Source organism: Cyclobacterium sp., from assembly GCF_014762705.1.
Taxonomy (GTDB): Bacteria; Bacteroidota; Bacteroidia; order Cytophagales; family Cyclobacteriaceae; genus Cyclobacterium.
Genome location: NZ_JABURL010000049.1, coordinates 1 through 18,334 on the forward strand (window position 1 = coordinate 1; position 18,334 = coordinate 18,334).

Genomic DNA, 18,334 nt, shown 5'->3' on the forward strand with positions numbered 1-18,334 from the left:
TTTGTCATTTGTTATTCTAAAAATGAATAATTTAACGGTGCAATTTATGAATACCTTACATATAATATGAAAATAGGAGTAATTGGTGGCGGTGCGGCCGGATTTTTTGCAGCCATTCACGCAGCATATACCGGCAATAAAGTTAAACTTTTTGAAAAAAGTCCGAAAGTACTTTCGAAAGTATTGGTGTCCGGAGGAGGGAGATGCAACCTGACTCAGGGGACATTTTTTTCAAACGAATTGTTAAAGGGATACCCTAGAGGCAGCCGTTTTTTGAAAAATGTTTTCCGCTATTTCAGTACATCCGACACCATGGCCTGGTTTGAAAGCAAAGGCGTTCTGCTCAAGACGGAAGCGGATTTAAGGGTTTTTCCACAAAGTGATGATTCCCAGACCATTGTAAATGTACTTTTAGAGGAGGCAAGGAAACATCAGGTAGATGTGATGACCCGCCAGGCCATTCAAAAGGTACTACCGCTTGATGGTAGTTTTTTGCTTCAGGGAAATGGATTTGAAGAAAAAGTAGATCGCTTAATCATTTGCTCAGGAGGAAGCAACAAAAAGGATAGTTATTCCTTTTTAGAAAAGTTGGGACATTCGATAATAGACCCCATTCCTTCATTATTTACATTCAATACCCCTGATTCGGGGTTAAAGTTGTTAAAGGGAATAAGTGTACCTCATGGTAAAATCAGGTTTGAGGGGACAAAACTCCAATATTCAGGACCAATCCTCATTACCCATTGGGGGATTTCCGGTCCGGCCGTCCTGAAACTTTCCGCTTTTGGAGCCGATTGGCTGTATGACCATCAATATAAAGCTAAGGTATTAATCAATTGGGATGAAAGCTTTACCGAGTTCGGATTAAAAACAGCATTAAATGCCTTTAAGCAGGCCCACCCAAAAAAAAATATCCTAAAAAATGCACTTTTTGACTTGCCAGCAAGGTTATGGCAATATTTAGTCGCTCATGCCGCTATTGAGGACAATTTGATTTGGGGAGAAATAAGCAAAAAAAAAATCAATAAATTGATAGAAAACCTATTCAACTTTTCATTAATAATCTCAGGAAAAACTACCTTTAAGGAAGAATTTGTCACCGCGGGGGGAGTGGATCTCCAGCAAATCGATTCCAACACCATGGAAAGCAAGTTGATACCAGGATTGTTTTTTGCAGGAGAGGTAATTGACGTGGATGGGATAACCGGAGGATATAATTTTCAGGCAGCCTGGAGTACCGGATTTCTGGCTGGGAAATCTTCAACTAAATTATAATTATGGAGAAAAAGTATAAAAATATTGATTTCAAAAAAATTGAAGAAATGGTAGAAGATGATGTGGTTTTTAGAAATCAATTGTTAGATGCCATTCATGTTGCAGTTGAAGAACTCCAGACTACCTATATCAGAGGAATAGAAGAGGAGAGCCTACCAACGATCAAACAGGCAAGACACAAAATCAAACCTACCCTGGGTCTGTTTGATTTGGAAAAATTAGCCATTATCATAGGGAATGGAAAGCGGTTAATGTTGGAAAAAGGTTTTGCTGATGGCATTGAGGCGCATAAGAATGAATTCCTTGAAGCAACAAATGATGTCCTGGAGGAAGTGAAGGCATACAGGTAGTAGTTGCTTAAAACCTTTTTGTCCAAATACGGTTTGAATTTTTGTTATATTGAGCGGATAACAGCCAATGATTTTATTAATATGTAGTTGAAGTGAAAGGGATGTAATATCTTTGCGGGATTGGGGTAAAGTTAATCTTTAAAAGAAAAACATACCTTAATTAATCCAATAAACGAAAACGTTCTGGTCCACACATGTGCATAAATCTGGTAGTAGTGGATGATAGTGATGTTGATATTTTAATTATCGAAGACGCTATCTCCGATATTTCATACCCTATTAAATTTAAGAGCTTTTCTCATCCCGAGAAATTTTTGAATTATATTGAAGGAATCAATCCGGAAATTTTTCAAATGGAAAAATTCATTATTATTTCTGATATCAACATGCCCAAAATCAACGGGTTTGAAATGCTGGAGCGAATCAGGGCAAACGCACAACTGGCCTTGGTTCCAATTATCATGTTTTCCTCAAGTTCCAGTAATAGTGATGCCTTCAAATCTGTGTCATTGGGTGCCAATGCTTATCTGACAAAACCCCTTCAGATTGATGCCTATCAGCGACTGATCTGTACCACTATTGAGTTTTGGAAGAATCATCATCATTCCTGATGCATTTTATTTTACAATTTGGCCAAAGCAAGTTCAGTCACTTTATCTGCGATAGAAAGAGCACTGGTGGCTGCTGGAGAAGGTGCATTGATCACATGAACGGCTTGGATCGTCTCATGTATCGCAAAATCATCCAAAAGCCCTCCGTTCTTATCGCATGCTTGCGCCCTCACACCAGCACCACCACTTTCCAGATCACTTTCCTGGATATCGGGTATCAATTGCTGAAGTGCCGCAGTAAAGGCCTTTTTTGAAAACGATCTTTTGTATTCTCCCAAACCCGTTTTCCAATACTTTCCCGCCACTTTTTGTAGCCCGGGCCAGGTAATGGCTTCCAAAAATTCCTTCAGGTTAAAATCGCTTTTGCGGTAACCTTCTTTTTTAAAAGCAAGTACAGCATTGGGGCCGGCTTCTACTCCGCCTTTCATCATTCGGGTGAAATGCACCCCTAAAAAGGGGAAATTTGGGTCTGGAACAGGATAAATCAAGTTCTTTACGAGGTACTGCCTTTCTTTTTTGATTTTGTAATACTCCCCCCTGAAAGGAATGATCCTTATGGGCAAGGTCGTTTTTTCGTGGAGTTCGGCAATTTTATCAGCATATAAACCGGCACAATTGATCAGCACTTTGGTAGTCAACTCATTACTTGAAGTTTTAATAACGATTTTATTTTTTAAATTACTTATATTCAGTACTTTATGACCAAGAAGTATCTTTCCATCCAGTGCCTGGAACTCTTTCCCATAGCTAAGGGCAACCGCTTTGTAATCTACAATTCCTGTTTGAGGCACATGCAATGCACCGAGTCCATTACAATAAGGTTCCAAATCCCTTAACTCATCCATGGTTATGGATTTTATGCCAGCCAGACCATTTTGCAAGCCCCTGTCCATTAAAAATTTTAACTGAGGCAACTGCTCCTTTTCAGTTGCAACCACCACCTTGCCGGTTATTTCAAATGGAATATCATGTGTTTTGCAATATTGTACCAGCTGTCGGTAACCGTCAATGCAATTTCTGGCTTTATGACTTCCGGGCTTGTAATACAAGCCCGAATGGATCACTCCACTATTGTTTCCGGTTTGATGCCTGGCCAGGGCATCCTCTTTTTCAAGAATAGCTACTTTTAAATCAGGTTTCTGGATTTTTATTTTTAATCCTGTTGCGAGTCCAACAATGCCTCCACCTATAATGGTAATATCGTATTGCATATTTTTTGAATCTATAATGGCAAATATAAAGGGTAGGAAGGTAACTTCTTTATAGTTTTATCCACTAAATATTTGTATAGGCTTTAAGTCACCTTCATCCAGGCACTTACCAAAGCTCGTCTTCCTGAGATGAATCCGAATCTTCCTTGAAGTAGGCGGCAAAATGAGCTTTCTCACTTTCTTCAACTTTAATTGCTGATAAATGAATTAACCTATTGATTTCTAATAGTTTATCATAGGTTGGTTGTTGGATATGGAAAGGGATTTTGTACAGCAGGTTCTTGTTTTTTTGCAAGTCGGAATCTGGTTTAAAGAGAAAGGGCCATAAGGTTTTTGAACAGGAATAACCAATAAAATCGACATGATAGTTGTTCAGATAGGATGATATCCTATCATTGATCTGGTTGAAAAAGCTTTCGGATTCTCCCAGCCTTACCCTGGATCCTGCCCTGGATTTACCCTTGGTTTTCAGGTATTTTATTTGACTTTTACCCTGTTTTTTTCTGACCATATAGGCTCTGAAAACTTTGTGGGAAATATTGATGCCATTTTCAAAATATCCCACTGCGGCCATCCCGGCTCTCACCATGCACAAGATGTGATTTTTTTCTTCAAATTTTAATTGGCCTGTCTCAGGTGTATATTCTGCTGAGACAGGAAGCCTCAACTCGGCAATTCTTGCTTCTTTTAAAATGATGCGGATTTTATGTTTTGCCTCATCATATTCCAGAAACATACCCTTTTCCCCGGCCCATTCCAAAAAGTGCGCTATGTCTTCGGCTTTGCTCAGTGAGTACATGCTTGTATTAAAGTTGAAATTGTCATGAAATTGTTTTGCTTATTGAGAGTATCAAATCCGGGGCATCCGGGAAAACTAATCAAAATTAAAGTTAATAGGATCGTTTGATGCTGATGATCCTAAATTTTCATTTTTCAACAAATTTGGTACATTTAAGCAACCAATTTATAAAAACCCATGAATATTGCTATGCTTGGATCCGGGTTTATTGCCCGATTTTATGCGGATACCCTACATGCTCAAAGAAGGAGGGATCAAATCACCGCTGTATATTCCAGAAATGAAACTAATGCGAAAAGATTTGCCTCAAATTATGGATTGAAGGCATACAGCACCGATATGGGACAAGTCATCAAAGATGAAAGTATTGATGCTGTGATCATTGCCCTGCCCAACCACCTGCACGAAGAAGCTGTGATGGCCTGCGCCAAATATGGTAAAGCAGTTTTGTGTACCAAACCGCTTGGTAGAAATGCCAGCGAAGCCAAGCGCATGTTGGATGCTGTTGAACAAGCGGGGGTTTTTGCAGGATACCTGGAGGATCTTTGCTATACCCCCAAGTTTCTGAAATCTGTTGATAGCGTACAGGCAGGCAGTTTGGGAAGGATATTGTGGACCAAATCAAGGGAAGCCCATCCCGGCCCTCACAGTGATTGGTTTTGGGACAAAGACCTTTCAGGCGGGGGAGCCATCATTGACCTGGGCTGTCATTGTGTGGAAATCGGAAGAAACTTTATCGGCAAATCCGTTCGACCTGTGGAAGTCATGTGTTGGGCTGATACCCAGGTACACCCTATTGAAGCAGAAGACCATGCTATCGGACTAGTGAGGTATGAAAATGGTGCCATTGGTCAATTTGAAGTCAGTTGGACTTTTCGCGGGGGCATGGATTTGAGGGATGAAGTCATGGGAACAGAGGGTACTATTTGGCTGAACAGCTTTTTGAGAACAGGTTTTGACATGTTTACTACGGGAAAAGGGGGGAAATATGTAGCAGAAAAAGCTGAGTCTGATTCCGGATGGTTATTTCCTGTGGGAGATGAAGCCCATGAACTGGGCTACCCCCACATGTTTACGGATATGTTTGATGCCATGGAGCAGGGCAGAGCACCCCTGGAAACTTTTTATGACGGATATGTGGTGAATGCCATACTGGATGCTGCGCTTTTGTCGGCAAAAACCAAAAATTGGGAAAAAGTTATTTTGGAAGACTGGAGAGGAAAATCGGATTCCCTGCATGAAAAATCCTATGTTTCCTACGATGAAAAGTACTTCCTGATAAAAAAGGAGCTTTTGCCAAATGGTGACGAGAAATTAATACTAAAAGACAAAATAACGGGTGAAGTTAAGCAGGAAACGAAAAGAAATTAACCATTGATACCTAAATGTGACAATCAATATAATTTACCCTGTTTTTCCGGAAAATTGTAGAAATAAAAGGCTACAATAGGATTATTTACCTTAATATTGCCCTTCAAAATTAATTGTTTTAAAGGAAAATATTGGGTTTGCGGTATGGTTTGGAGTTTTACAGCAGGAGATTTTAGAGTCAGACAGTTCTGTTTGTTGCTTTTTGCGGTGATTTTGTCAGCCCCTGTTTTGGGTCAGAAAATCAATGATGCATACAGGTTACACATAAAACGGGCCAGTTCTCCGGTAGTCATTGATGGGAAGGTGGATGAAAAGGCCTGGAAAGATGCTGAAGTGGCCAGTGATTTTTACATGATCCTGCCCATGGATACCAGTTTTTCCCAGGTGGATACGGACGTCATGATGACCTACGATGATGAACGGCTGTATTTGCTGGTGATCAACCACCATGCCGTCCCCGGACCCTATTACGTAGAGTCATTGCGTCGTGATTTTTCTTTCGGAAAAAATGATAATTTCCTCTTGTTCATGGACACCTTTGATGACCAGACCAACGGCTTTTCGTTTGGGGCAAACGCTGCCGGCGCCCAATGGGATGGTATCATGTATGAAGGGGGAAAGGTGGATTTAAGCTGGGACAATAAATGGGTATCCAAGGTTCAGAATTATGATGACAGGTGGGTTTTTGAGGCCGCCATACCCTTCAAATCCATCAGGTACAAAAAAGGTATCAAAGAATGGGGGATCAACTTCAGCAGACTAGATCTGAAAACCACCGAGAAGTCTTCCTGGGCTCCTGTTCCAAGGCAGTTTCCTTCGGCATCCCTTGCCTACACGGGTATCCTTGTTTGGGATGAGGCACCTCCGGAAGCTGGTATGAATGTGTCCATTATCCCTTATGTGATGGGGGGTAGTGTAAAAAACAATGAAGGTGGAATACCGACCGAATACCAGAACAGGGTAGGAGTAGATGCTAAAATTGCCGTGAGTTCTTCTTTAAATCTGGACCTCACAGTTAACCCTGATTTTTCACAGGTAGAAGTGGACCGGCAAATCACCAATCTGGATCGCTTTGAATTGTTTTTCCCCGAACGCAGACAGTTTTTTCTGGAAAACGGCGACCTTTTCGCCAATTTTGGCTATGAAACCATCAGACCTTTCTTTTCGAGGCGGATTGGTTTAAATGCTCCAATACAGTTTGGTGCCAGGCTAAGCGGCAAAATCAACCGCGATTGGCGTATTGGTGCCATGAACATGCAGACGGGACAAGTAGAAGAAACGGCAACCCCCGCACAAAATTTCACGGTTATGTCAGCTCAAAGAAGAGTAGGACAACGCTCCAATATTGCTGCAATTTTTGTCAACAAAGCCAATTCAAGCCAGATTCCCGGCACCAACGGAACAGACACGGAACCTGTTCCTGCTTACAATAGAAATATTGGATTGGAATACAACCTGGCCTCATCGAATAACCTTTGGACGGGAAAAGCACTATTCCTAAAATCTTTTAGTCCGGTGGAATCAGGAGAGAGCATGGTTCATGCCGCCAATCTGAGGTATTCCAGTGGTAACCTGACCTGGGAGTGGAAACACGAATATGTATCCCCGAATTATACTGCAGAAGTGGGTTATGTGCCCCGAAACGGTTATTACAGGATCAACCCCAACATGGCCTATCTCTTTTTCCCAAATAGTAAGAAGATTCTCCGACATGGCCCCACTTTCAATACTTCCTTGTTTTATAATATGGATAGGGAGCAAACGGATAATATTACAGAACTGGGTTACACGATTAGGTTCAGAAGCCAAAGTAATCTGACTGCGAAATATACCTACAACAGGATATTGTTGCAACAGGCATTTGATCCCACCAACTTTAGCGGGGATACATTGGCGGCTTTTACTGACCACACCTGGAATGCCATAGGTATGGAATACGTGTCCAAACCCCAAAGTCTCTTTACCTATACTGTCTCTTCCCAATACGGGGGATATTTTGCTCAGGGCGAAAGGTTTAATGTTTCCGGTGAGCTTGGTTACAGGTTTCAGCCATACGTAGGGCTTTCCATGACAGGGAATTATAACCAGATTGATTTGCCGGAGCCCTGGGGGAATACCAGATTTTGGCTGGTTGGTCCCAGGGTAGATGTAACCTTTACCAATACCTTGTTTTTCACAGCCTTTGCGCAGTATAATGAGCAGATAGATAATATCAACTTAAATACAAGGTTTCAATGGCGGTTTAAGCCTGCTTCTGACCTCTACCTTGTATTCACGGATAATTACCTTCCAGCCCCGTTTTATGTGAAAAACAGAACATTGGCCTTGAAATTTACTTACTGGTGGACCTTGTGATAAAAGATGCCTACCAGGGATCCAATCCAAGCAGTTTTCGACCTAAAGGACTGAGGATGGCCGTTTTGTATTTTGTTTGTTCCCAGTTTCTGGGATCACCGGGAAAGGCGTAACCATCGGGGGCTACCCTGTTTTTCCAGGAAGATATGCGCCAATCTCTCAGCTCCTGGTTTTCATTTTCTGCCGGCATCATCGAAATGTATTGGGCCATTCTGACCTTGTCGCGGCTGATATTAGGCCGGATACCGTGAGGTAATTTACTGTTAAAAATCAAAAGATCTCCCTCGTCCAGCTTTACCTTGGTCAATTCAAATCCGCTGATATCAGGTTTGAACCTGTCCCTGTCTGCCGGCTGGCTCTTTTTCCAGGTTTCATAATTCCGGTATAATTCCGGGATGCACTGAAATCCCCCGACATTCGGGTCGGTCTGTTCATTCAACGCTACCAATCCCTGTACGTTCTGGGGATTTGTTTCAGGATCATAATCCCAGTGAATAAAGCCTTTGAATTCAAAATCAGGCCTGGCTGGCAGATTAAGATTGGCCCTGTCAATGGTCACCCAAAGCTCATCTATGCCCCATATATCCGTAAAAGTTTCATACACTTTTGGATATTGACGTATATCCCACAGGTACTGGTGATTGTAAATTTCCACCATACCACTGTTGGTCAGTTCCTTCATTTTCATTTCAGGCTTGTCTTCCCCATACCAGGTTTCAGGATCCTTTGGGTTTTTCTCTTCAAATTCCCATAAGAGTTTGCTTAAACGGGTGGTTAAAGCTTTAGGTACTGCATTTTTTATAATTACATACCCATTGTCCACCCAAAAATCCCAATCATTTTCGGTCAATACTTTTAACGGTCGACCATTACTCCGGTCATTTAAAAACACCTTGCTCGATGTGGCAGTTGAGGGGTTGCCAGGAATATCTTTGTGGTTTTTGTTAATAGCCATGGTAAAATTTTTATCTTACAAGCAAAATATAGCATTAAAAATTTAATATTACAAAATCCTAAATTCTTAAGATTTTGCTGTTTAATCAATTTGATCTGCTTATATTTCCATTAATGTAAATTAGTTTCAGGATCGTTTTTACATTGATTAGCTTGAAACATGAAACCTCAACCAATGAACTTATTTAAACGCTCAGGCCTGTTGCTTGTTTTTTACCTGGCCGGAATATACTTAGCTGCTCCATTCGCCCGGGCACAAAGTGGTTCGGAAATTTACCACCAGCTCCTAAAATTAAAAGAGACCAAACGGGTTTTGTACATTGCGGCTCACCCCGACGATGAAAACACCAGGTTGATAGCTTACCTTTCCAATGCCGTTAACGCAGAAGTGGGTTACCTGTCCCTTACCAGAGGTGATGGGGGTCAAAACCTGATAGGTAAAGAATTGGGAATACAGTTGGGAATGATACGGACCCAGGAATTATTGAAAGCCAGGGAAACCGATGGTGGCAGACAATTTTTTTCCCGGGCCATTGATTTTGGCTATAGCAAAACTCCCAATGAAACGCTTAATAACTGGAACCGTGAAAAATTGCTATCAGATGTGATATGGGTAATTAGAAATTTTCAACCCGATATCATCATTACCAGATTTAACACTACTCCCGGAACCACCCACGGGCACCACACCACCTCTGCTATTCTGGCAAGAGAAGGCTTCGAAAAAGCAGGAGATCCCAATGTATTTCCAGAACAAATGAAATGGGTAAAACCCTGGTCTCCCAAAAGAATATTTTGGAATGCCTACAATTGGGGAGGGCAATACGAACCAAAAGCAGATAAAAAGTACCATAGTTTTCCGGTAGGTGAATTCAATCCATTGTTGGGTACCACATATTCTCAAATTGCTGCTGACAGCAGGACCATGCATAAGTCTCAGGGTTTTGGCGCTACTGCAGCCATTGGGGAAGGAAGTGATTTTATCGAATTGGTTGCAGGAGCATCTTTCGAAAGCGGACCCTTTGAAGGGATTCCCAATAGGTGGGAAAATCTGGATAAGGGCTCAACTATTCAGCATCAAATCCAGGATTTGCAGGAAGATTTTAATTTTATACACCCGGAAAAAAACTTATCAGAATTACTCGCCATCAAATCAGCCTTGAACGAAGTTCAGGAAAATTTAACCTGGGTCAAAGAGAAAAGACAGTTGATAGATGAAATCATTTTGGCGGCATTGGGTTGGAAATCATTATTCCTGGCCAATAAAGAGTTGTCTTACCCCTCTGAACAAATCAAGGGAAGGCTTTTGGTAAATCAGCCCTACAACACTGAAGTCAAATTACATGCTTTCAGGACATTGGATGCCACCTTTGAATTGGATGCCAGCGTGAACAACAACAAACTTTTTGAATTGGAGATGGACTTGCAGATCCCGAAAAATCATCCCATTTCCCAACCCTATTGGCTTGAAAATGATCCTGAAAACAACCTGTATGCAGTAGAAGAACAGCCCATGATTGGCAAAGCTTTTAATGACCCTGCTATATCGGGAACTTTGTATTTCGACATAAACGGACATTCTTTTGAAGTCAATATTCCCCTCCAGTACCGGTACACTGATCAGGTAAATGGTGAAATAATTCAGCCATTTACCATTGTACCACAGGCCTCAGTAGCGGTAGATATGGACAATGTATTTTTGCTTAACGGAAAGGAATCCATCATAGGGGTAACGGTGACATTCGAGGGTGAAATGAAGGAAGGAAAGTTGGGCATTGAAGGTTTGGATAGTGCCGCCTACCGGATAGAGGAAAGACTGGTAGATGAGGTCAATAACAGGTATTTTTACAAAGTGGCTTTATCCAATTCCAATGGGGAAGAAAAATCAAGTCATACGGTATATTTCCAGACGGAGGATGGGATGGTATTCAAACGGGGTATGAACCGCATTCTTTACGAGCATATTCCCAATCAAACCTTTTTTCCGGAGGCTGCTTTTAACCTGATCCGGATGAAAATGGACATAAGCAATCAGACCATTGGCTATATACCTGGTGCTGGTGATGATATTCCAGGGGTTTTAAGAAATTTAGGGTATACCGTTGAAATGTTGGAGAACGATAGCTTCGGGCCTTCGGTTTTCAGTAAGTATAATACCATAATTGTCGGTATCAGGGCATTCAATGTCAACCAGAATTTTGCCAACAGTATTACCGCATTGATGGAATATGTAAAAGAAGGCGGTAACCTGATCGTTCAATACAACACCAGTTCTCCTTTACTTTCCAGAAATTTCGGGCCCTTTCCCCTGGAGCTTTCCCGGAACAGGGTAGCTGTGGAAGATTCACCTGTGGAGATCCTGCTCAAAGATCATCCCCTAATGAACCATCCCAATAAAATTGAACAAGATGATTTTTCCGGATGGGTGCAGGAGAGGGGATTGTATTTTCCCGGAAATTGGGATGACACCTACCAAACACCATTGCTGATGCAAGATCCCGATGAAACCCCTACTAAAGGCTCCCTTTTGTTTACCAATTATGGTCAGGGAAGTTTTACCTATTCCGGAATCTCCTGGTTTCGACTATTGCCCGCAGGAGTACCTGGAGCCGTTAAATTATTTGTCAACCTAATCGAACAAGCAGGTGAAGAAAGAGAAGGAATATCAGCATTGGAATAAACTGTACTTGCTTCAGTTGATCGTTTTGGGAATTTTGGTCGTTTTATTTTATATACTAACCGAAACTTTTTCATGAGTTATCTGGATTGGGCCATCATGTTTGGCACCTTATTGGCCATAGCTGCCTATGGTATATACAAAACCTATGGTCCCAAAGACATGGAAAAGTATCTCAGGGGCGGAAATGACCTCAACTGGTGGACCATAGGATTGTCCATAATGGCTACGCAGGCTTCAGCCATTACATTTTTGAGCACTCCTGGACAGGCTTATGCAGATGGGATGCGGTTCATACAGTTTTATTTTGGGCTGCCGGTGGCCATGATCATTATCTCCGTTGTATTTTTACCCATTTACTATAGGTTAAAAGTATACACGGCCTATGAATTTTTGGAAACCCGTTTTGACCTGAAAACACGCACTCTGACGGCCTTTCTGTTTTTGGTACAGCGCGGGTTGGCCGCCGGGATTACCATTTATGCGCCTGCCATTATTTTATCCACTCTTCTGGAATGGAACCTCACGCTCACCAACTTCTTCATAGGGTTTATGGTAATCATTTATACCGTATCGGGAGGAACCAAAGCCGTATCCATCACACAAAAACAACAAATGACCGTGATGATGGGCGGGATGATTTTAGCGGGTATCATTGTCATTCAAATGATTCCCGTCAAATTTACGGAGGCACTTCACCTGGCCGGAAAAATGGAAAAATTGAATATTGTCAATTTTGAGTTTGATCTTTCCGACAGGTATAATTTCTGGTCTGGTGTGACAGGAGCATTGTTTTTGTTTTTGTCTTATTTTGGCACCGACCAGTCGCAGGTACAACGGTACCTTAGTGGGAGATCTCTTACACAGAGCAGGATGGGATTGATGATGAACGGCTTCCTGAAAGTCCCCATGCAATTTGTCATTCTTTTCATTGGCGTGATGGTTTTTGTCTTTTACCAATTTTTCCAGCCACCTGTAATTTTCAATACCATTCAGTTGGATAAACTCAAGCAAAGCGAATATGTAGACGATCTGTCCGAATTGGAGGAGGAGTATTCGGATGTTTTCCAAGACAAAACGGAAAGTATTCAGCAGCTACTGGGAGCCATTTCATCAAACGATGAATCACAGACCAATCAATACCAGGAAGAAGTATTTGATCATTCAGCCAGACAGGAGGAGCTTAGAGAAAAGGCCAAGGCATTGATTGTCAAGAATGATCCTTTGGCAGAAACCAATGATACAGACTATGTGTTCATGCGTTTTGTGATGGATTATCTGCCAAAAGGTATTGTCGGGTTGTTATTTGCTGTGATATTTAGTGCAGCCATGTCATCTACAGCCTCGGAACTGAACGCCCTTTCTTCTACTACCACCATGGATATTTACAAAAGATCCATTAAAAAATCTGAAGATTCCAGGCATTATATGCTATCATCCAAATGGTTTACAGCGCTTTGGGGATTGTTTGCCGTACTCTTTGCTACTTATGCCACTTTATTTGAAAACCTGATACAGGCCGTCAATTTATTGGGGTCTCTTTTTTATGGGACCATATTGGGAATATTTTTGGTTGGTTTTTTCCTGAAGTGGGTAGGTGGAAGAGCCGTTTTTATGGCTGCCATCGTTACCGAGATATTGATCCTTACCCTGCATTATTTCAATGGAAAAACAGTGGGCGGTGTTGCCGTAGATGTAGGATATCTCTGGTACAATGCCATCGGCTGTATTCTGGTCATGGTGATAGCCGCATTTTTGCAATTATTCATGTCTCAAGCAAAAAAAGTTTAAAAAATAGATGAGGAGCTTCTTTCAAAAGTAGCTCCTCAATAACCGTTTTTCTATAGTAGAAAAATTCGGATGCTGGCTGCTAATCCTTTACCAGGTAAATGCCTTAAATGGCAACCCATTTGAGAATTAGGTCAAAACTCATTTTCAAAGATTTACTTGTCTGGGGGGATTTCTGTGTCTATTTTAAGGAAAATCCTTTTTTATCAAATAATAATTATTGGCTAAAACCGAACTCCAGGACAAGACTATTTTAAAGAAGAAATCAATCGTTCATTCAGGCTTACATAATCCGGGTTATTGGCTTCTCTGGCCAATTCCATGGATTGTTCTGCCGTTGCAATAGCTTCCATTTTCATACCCAGGGCAGCTTGAATTTTTGCTTTCAGGTGCACGATATAATATTTGGGGTCGGCATCTACAGATTTATTGATCCATTCAAGAGCTGTATCAAGGTCTTTGTCATTGGTGAAATAATAGTTTGCTGCCTGAAAATAAAGCCCGGGGTTATCACTGTCCTGATCGATAAGCATTGTTTTGATTTGTTTCATGACAACCGGATCTACTTCAGTTTCTATCCTGAAGCCTATCTGACTCTTATCCCAGGCCAGCTGTAAGGTAGCACCGGAGTCTGTCAGCTCGGCAAATTGAATGGTCATGGATTCCACAGGCTTTTTTAGTTTGTTTACGGGAACAGTTACCCGTAAGGCATCGTCCTTGGCATCATAGCCCATAGCTCCCCATAGTTCGGTTTTATTGGAGAAAATCAGCGTCCACTGGTTTTTATTTGGTACAGTGTAGAATGCGTATTTACCTGCAGCTAAATTTTGTCCGTTTACCTTGATGTCTGTATCAAATTCAAGCGTTGTGGGATTGTTTGCTCCGGTTCTCCAGACTTTTCCATAGGGGACCAATTCACCAAAAATTTTTCTACCCTTTTTTCCAGGTCTGGAATAATCGAGATGAATTTCAGTTAACCCTACTTGTTGCACCACTTTACTGCTAGGGCTGGCCTGAGGCATTTTTATCTGAGAAAATCCATTTATGTGGATTAACGACAAAATTGTAATTAGAAAAAGCACATTTTTTGTTTTCATAGAAATTTATAATTAGATTGTAGTTGTGATCATCCGAAACAATTTGAGTTTACAGCACAGGTAAAATTACATGTTTATCGGTATTTAATTGTCAGGTAAATATATGCAATTGTAAATAAATGCTGTGTCATATTAGCATTGACGTGGGAGATATTGTTTGGGGGGTTGGTATACATAAATGCTTTTTTGGAGATCGTTTTTGAGAATATTTTAATCTTTTAATCGAAATTCTTTCAATGGGATTAGCAATTATTGCTCCAAATAAATCAGCAGAGGAAATCAACGCCTGGACAGGTGTTTTTAAAGAAATCAATCCTACATTAGACTTGCAGGTTTTTCCTGATATCAAAGATAAGGAGGCAGTGGAAGTGGTTGTACTTTGGCAGCACCCCAAAGGCATATTACATGATTTTCCCAACCTGCGTTTGGTCTGTTCCATGGGTTCGGGAGTCGATCATATCATGACAGATTACTACCCGGAAAACGTACCGGTTACACGAATAGTGGATCCGAGGCTGACCTTTTCCATGACCAATTATGTGGTGATGGGTGTGCTCAATTTTCACCGTCAAATACTGCGTTATATCAAAGACAATCAATCCAAAACCTGGGACATGAGCCAGCCTGAGATTCCGGTTTCAGTAGGAGTGATGGGGGTTGGCGAATTGGGCGGCGATGTCCTGGATAAAGTTGCAGGTCTTGGATTTCCGGTAGTTGGTTATGGCAATTCGCCCAAATCATCTTTCAGACATCCTTACTACTATGGCAATCAGCTGCAGGATTTTTTAAATGAGGTGAATCTTGTTGTTTGCTTGCTTCCTTTGACACCAAAGACAATAGGGTTTCTGAACAAGGATTTCTTCAAAAAATGTCAAAAAGGAACCTACCTTATCAATGTGGCACGGGGAAAACATCTATTGGAAGAAGACCTCATTCCCGCCATCAATGAAGGCTTTATTTCTGGTGCCTTGCTGGATGTATTCCAAAATGAACCTTTGCCAGCCGCACACCCCTTCTGGGAACATGATAAAATTACCGTAACACCACATATTGCCAGCATCACCAACCATAAAGCTGCGGCCCCACAAATTATAGAGAATTATAACAACCTGATGGCTGGCAAACCCCTGATCAATCAAATTAGTAAAACCCAGGGCTATTAAACCTATTAATTCTTTATGAAAAACTTTACAATTCTTTGTCCTACAGATTTTTCAGAGTGCTCCCTAAATGCCATTGAATATGCTGCCAAAATTGGTGAGAAATTGGGTGCAATATTAATATTGTACCATGTCCCTGATAGGGAGGACTACCAAAAACTTTTCCCCGGAAACATGGTGGATGATAGCCTTCAATCAGCAAGGAGAAAATTAGACCGGCTTGTGGCAACCGTTTTGGACGAAAGTATCGGTAATGGTTTATCCGCTTGTAAAGGCATACTGCGTGAAGGAAAGACCATTCCCTGCATTTTGAATTATGCTGAAAATGAACAAGTGGATCTCATCATTATGGGAACGGAGGGCATCAATGAAGTCAAAAAGAACTATATAGGCACCAAGTCCAGTAAGGTTGTTTTGAAGGCTGCCTGTGATGTATTTATTGTCCCTAAAAAAGTTTTCTTTAAATCACCTAGAAAACTAGTCTATGCAACGGATTACCTGGAGGAAGACAAACTGGCCATTCAAAAAGTAGTTGAATTGGCCAAATTTTATGCTGCTGAAGTGGATGTGGTCCATGTCAGTAATCGGGTTAAATCTATAGATAAAGCCCAGCACCTGCTTATGGTAGAAGAGTTGAATCCTTTTATCCAATACGACAAGGTAAATTTTGTATTGAAAAGCTACCGTGATGAACCCGGTCTTGGTCTGGAGAATTATCTGATTACCGCTAAAGGGGATATATTATTTACGCTCAGCATGAAGAAATCCTGGTTTGAACAACTATTTACCAAAAATCTCTCCAAAAAAATGTCTTATTTTATCAACAAACCCCTATTTGTAATCAAGAACCTTTGAATTTTGAGCTTAAAAACTGCTTGAATTCTTCTCTTGTTGTCTTTTTGGTGAATAAATCAGTTAAAATCGAAAAATAATGGCCCATACTCATGGGCTTTGGTTCATCTTCTTTGATAAAATGCGGTTCCTGGCTTGATGCTTTTTCCGGAGAAAGAGAATTCTCCGTATTTTGGCTATTTTCATAGCCGGACAACCTATCCGCTTCGGAAAAGCTTTTCCTCGATTTTTGCTGATAACCCAGTTTTTCTTCCACCAAACCCTTATTGTTGTAAGCAATGGCATCCTCAGGATCCAGTTCAATGGCTTTTTCATAATCAGCTATGGCTCCGGCCAAATCTCCGATCCTGTCTTTAAAGTAGGCCCTGCTGGAATAGCGGTAGGGATTGTCAGGATCTAAATTCAGGGCCTGGTCAAAGGCCTCCATGGCCTCTTGGTTTCTTTTCAGCAAATGAAGGACGACTGCGCGGTCGCTGATAAAAGTGGTATTAAAAGGCTCCAGAGCAAGCAATTTATCAAAATCGCTGATCGCCATATCCAAGGCCCCTAAGCGGGATTGAACCCTTCCCCTATAGTGCAGTAATGTGGGATTCTGGCCATCTGCTTTTACCAATTTATCAAATATAAAAAGGGCCTCATTGAATTTCCCTTCTTTGTAATACGCAATTCCTTTTTCTATGCTTTCCACTATCCTCGATGTTGATCCATTATACATACAAAAATAATACAGGGATTGTTTCTTCACACCCTGGATAATCCTTTATTCTTTCTATATTTACACTCTTGTAGAGATATTTTTAATTCAGGTATGCCCAGTAATCCGGAAAGTATTCTTAAAGACCTGGAAGGAAATAAATTTGCTCCGATATATTTTCTTCAGGGAGAGGAGCCCTATTTCATAGATAAAATTACCGATTTTATTGAAAATCACGCTCTTCCTCCCCAAGATCGGGGATTTAACCAAACCATAGTATACGGTAAAGATTCCAGCATGGAATCTATCCTTACCCATGCCAAAAGATTTCCCATGATGGCAGAAAGGCAGCTGGTCATCGTTAAGGAAGCGCAATACCTTCAGGACCTGACCAGGGAAAAGGGTGTACAGCAGTTATTGTCCTATCTCCAAAATCCCCTGCCCAGTACCATTCTGGTGTTTGCCTATAAATACAAAATATTGGATGGCAGAAAGGCCCTGGCCAAAGAACTGGGTAAAAAAGCCGTATTGGTAAAATCGGATAAAATCCAGGAGTACAAGCTGGGTCCTTATATTGAAAAGTATATCAAATCAAAGGGATTTACCATTGAGCCCAGGGCATGCCAGGTTATTGCAGAATCTATCGGCAATAATATGGAAGTGTTAACCAATGAAATCGATAAAATGCTCATTAATTTTGATGAGCCCGTTCAAATCGATTCGGCACACATTCAAAAATATATTGGTATCAGCAAGGATTACAATAATTTTGAACTTACAAAATCACTTAGCTATAAGGATGTTAATAAAGCCAATACCATCATCCGCTATTTTTCCCAAAATCCAAGATCCCATCCGATCATTCCTATTTTGTACTTGCTCTACACGCACTTTACCCGTTTGCTGTTGCTCAAAACAAACCAGTCCAGGAGCGATAACGAATTGGCAGGACTGCTCAAAGTGAATCCCTATTTTGTAAAAGAATACATCACTGCGGGAAAAAATTATCCTTTAGGCAAGATTATTGATATCATCGGATACCTGAGAGAAGCAGATTTACGTTCCAAGGGAGTAACTGGAAACAATCTGGAAGAAAGTCAGATACTTAAAGAACTCATTTTTAAAATTCTTCATTGATCA

General features: G+C 41.1%; 15 protein-coding genes. 10 read left to right on the plus strand and 5 right to left on the minus strand.

All coding sequences use genetic code 11. The annotated features are described in order from the left end of the window. The first annotated feature begins 66 nt into the window (after nucleotides 1-66). From HUJ21_RS09005 to HUJ21_RS09015, 3 genes are all read left to right on the plus strand, one after another. Nucleotides 67-1,275, plus strand: coding sequence for an NAD(P)/FAD-dependent oxidoreductase (locus HUJ21_RS09005; RefSeq protein WP_291368947.1), 1,209 nt, complete (start codon nucleotides 67-69; stop codon nucleotides 1,273-1,275). Nucleotides 1,276-1,277: 2 nt separating this feature from the next. Then, entirely contained in the window at nucleotides 1,278-1,625 is a 348-nt protein-coding gene (locus HUJ21_RS09010; RefSeq protein ID WP_291368949.1) for a hypothetical protein, read from the plus strand. A 194-nt stretch (nucleotides 1,626-1,819) separates the two neighbouring features. Then, complete coding sequence (locus HUJ21_RS09015) at nucleotides 1,820-2,236, plus strand: response regulator (RefSeq protein ID WP_291368951.1); 417 nt, start codon at nucleotides 1,820-1,822, stop codon at nucleotides 2,234-2,236. Between the two features lie 11 nt (nucleotides 2,237-2,247). Here the strand turns inward: HUJ21_RS09015 and lhgO are convergent, their stop codons facing one another. Further along, nucleotides 2,248-3,447, minus strand: a complete 1,200-nt coding sequence (lhgO, locus tag HUJ21_RS09020; protein ID WP_291368953.1) for an L-2-hydroxyglutarate oxidase — start codon at nucleotides 3,445-3,447, stop codon at nucleotides 2,248-2,250. A gap of 106 nt (nucleotides 3,448-3,553) precedes the next feature. Beyond that, nucleotides 3,554-4,246, minus strand: a complete 693-nt coding sequence (locus HUJ21_RS09025; RefSeq protein WP_291368955.1) for a hypothetical protein — start codon at nucleotides 4,244-4,246, stop codon at nucleotides 3,554-3,556. Between the two features lie 177 nt (nucleotides 4,247-4,423). Between HUJ21_RS09025 and HUJ21_RS09030 the strand changes: the two genes are divergently transcribed. Further along, on the plus strand, nucleotides 4,424-5,617 hold the full coding sequence (locus tag HUJ21_RS09030) for a Gfo/Idh/MocA family oxidoreductase (protein ID WP_291368957.1): 1,194 nt from the start codon (nucleotides 4,424-4,426) through the stop codon (nucleotides 5,615-5,617). A gap of 144 nt (nucleotides 5,618-5,761) precedes the next feature. Then, the gene (locus tag HUJ21_RS09035; RefSeq protein WP_291368958.1) at nucleotides 5,762-7,972 is read left to right on the plus strand and encodes a DUF5916 domain-containing protein; all 2,211 of its coding nucleotides are present in this window, start codon (nucleotides 5,762-5,764) and stop codon (nucleotides 7,970-7,972) included. Nucleotides 7,973-7,982: 10 nt separating this feature from the next. Here HUJ21_RS09035 and HUJ21_RS09040 read toward each other — a convergent pair whose 3' ends face one another. Beyond that, nucleotides 7,983-8,927, minus strand: coding sequence for a phytanoyl-CoA dioxygenase family protein (locus HUJ21_RS09040; RefSeq protein ID WP_291368961.1), 945 nt, complete (start codon nucleotides 8,925-8,927; stop codon nucleotides 7,983-7,985). Nucleotides 8,928-9,101: 174 nt separating this feature from the next. On the opposite strand from HUJ21_RS09040, the gene HUJ21_RS09045 reads away from it, so the two are divergent. Further along, nucleotides 9,102-11,606, plus strand: coding sequence for a PIG-L family deacetylase (locus tag HUJ21_RS09045; RefSeq protein ID WP_291368963.1), 2,505 nt, complete (start codon nucleotides 9,102-9,104; stop codon nucleotides 11,604-11,606). 72 nt (nucleotides 11,607-11,678) lie between these two features. Continuing rightward, entirely contained in the window at nucleotides 11,679-13,394 is a 1,716-nt protein-coding gene (locus HUJ21_RS09050) for a sodium:solute symporter (RefSeq protein WP_291368965.1), read from the plus strand. 245 nt (nucleotides 13,395-13,639) lie between these two features. Here HUJ21_RS09050 and HUJ21_RS09055 read toward each other — a convergent pair whose 3' ends face one another. Then, a complete protein-coding gene (locus tag HUJ21_RS09055) occupies nucleotides 13,640-14,413 on the minus strand; it encodes a DUF2911 domain-containing protein (RefSeq protein ID WP_291368967.1) in 774 nt (257 codons plus the stop codon). 311 nt (nucleotides 14,414-14,724) lie between these two features. Between HUJ21_RS09055 and HUJ21_RS09060 the strand changes: the two genes are divergently transcribed. Beyond that, on the plus strand, nucleotides 14,725-15,651 hold the full coding sequence (locus HUJ21_RS09060) for a glyoxylate/hydroxypyruvate reductase A (protein ID WP_291368969.1): 927 nt from the start codon (nucleotides 14,725-14,727) through the stop codon (nucleotides 15,649-15,651). Between the two features lie 15 nt (nucleotides 15,652-15,666). Then, nucleotides 15,667-16,503: a universal stress protein gene (locus tag HUJ21_RS09065; protein ID WP_291368971.1), complete on the plus strand. Its 837-nt coding sequence runs from the start codon at nucleotides 15,667-15,669 to the stop codon at nucleotides 16,501-16,503. On the opposite strand, the gene HUJ21_RS09070 is transcribed toward HUJ21_RS09065, so the two are convergent. Next, nucleotides 16,490-17,188, minus strand: a complete 699-nt coding sequence (locus HUJ21_RS09070) for a tetratricopeptide repeat protein (RefSeq protein WP_291368973.1) — start codon at nucleotides 17,186-17,188, stop codon at nucleotides 16,490-16,492. The two genes, HUJ21_RS09065 and HUJ21_RS09070, sit on opposite strands and share 14 nt — an antisense overlap. Nucleotides 17,189-17,308: 120 nt before the next feature. On the opposite strand from HUJ21_RS09070, the gene holA reads away from it, so the two are divergent. Beyond that, nucleotides 17,309-18,331 (plus strand): DNA polymerase III subunit delta, encoded by a 1,023-nt coding sequence (gene holA, locus HUJ21_RS09075; protein WP_291368975.1) that lies wholly within the window; start codon nucleotides 17,309-17,311, stop codon nucleotides 18,329-18,331. The last annotated feature ends 3 nt before the right edge of the window (nucleotides 18,332-18,334 follow it).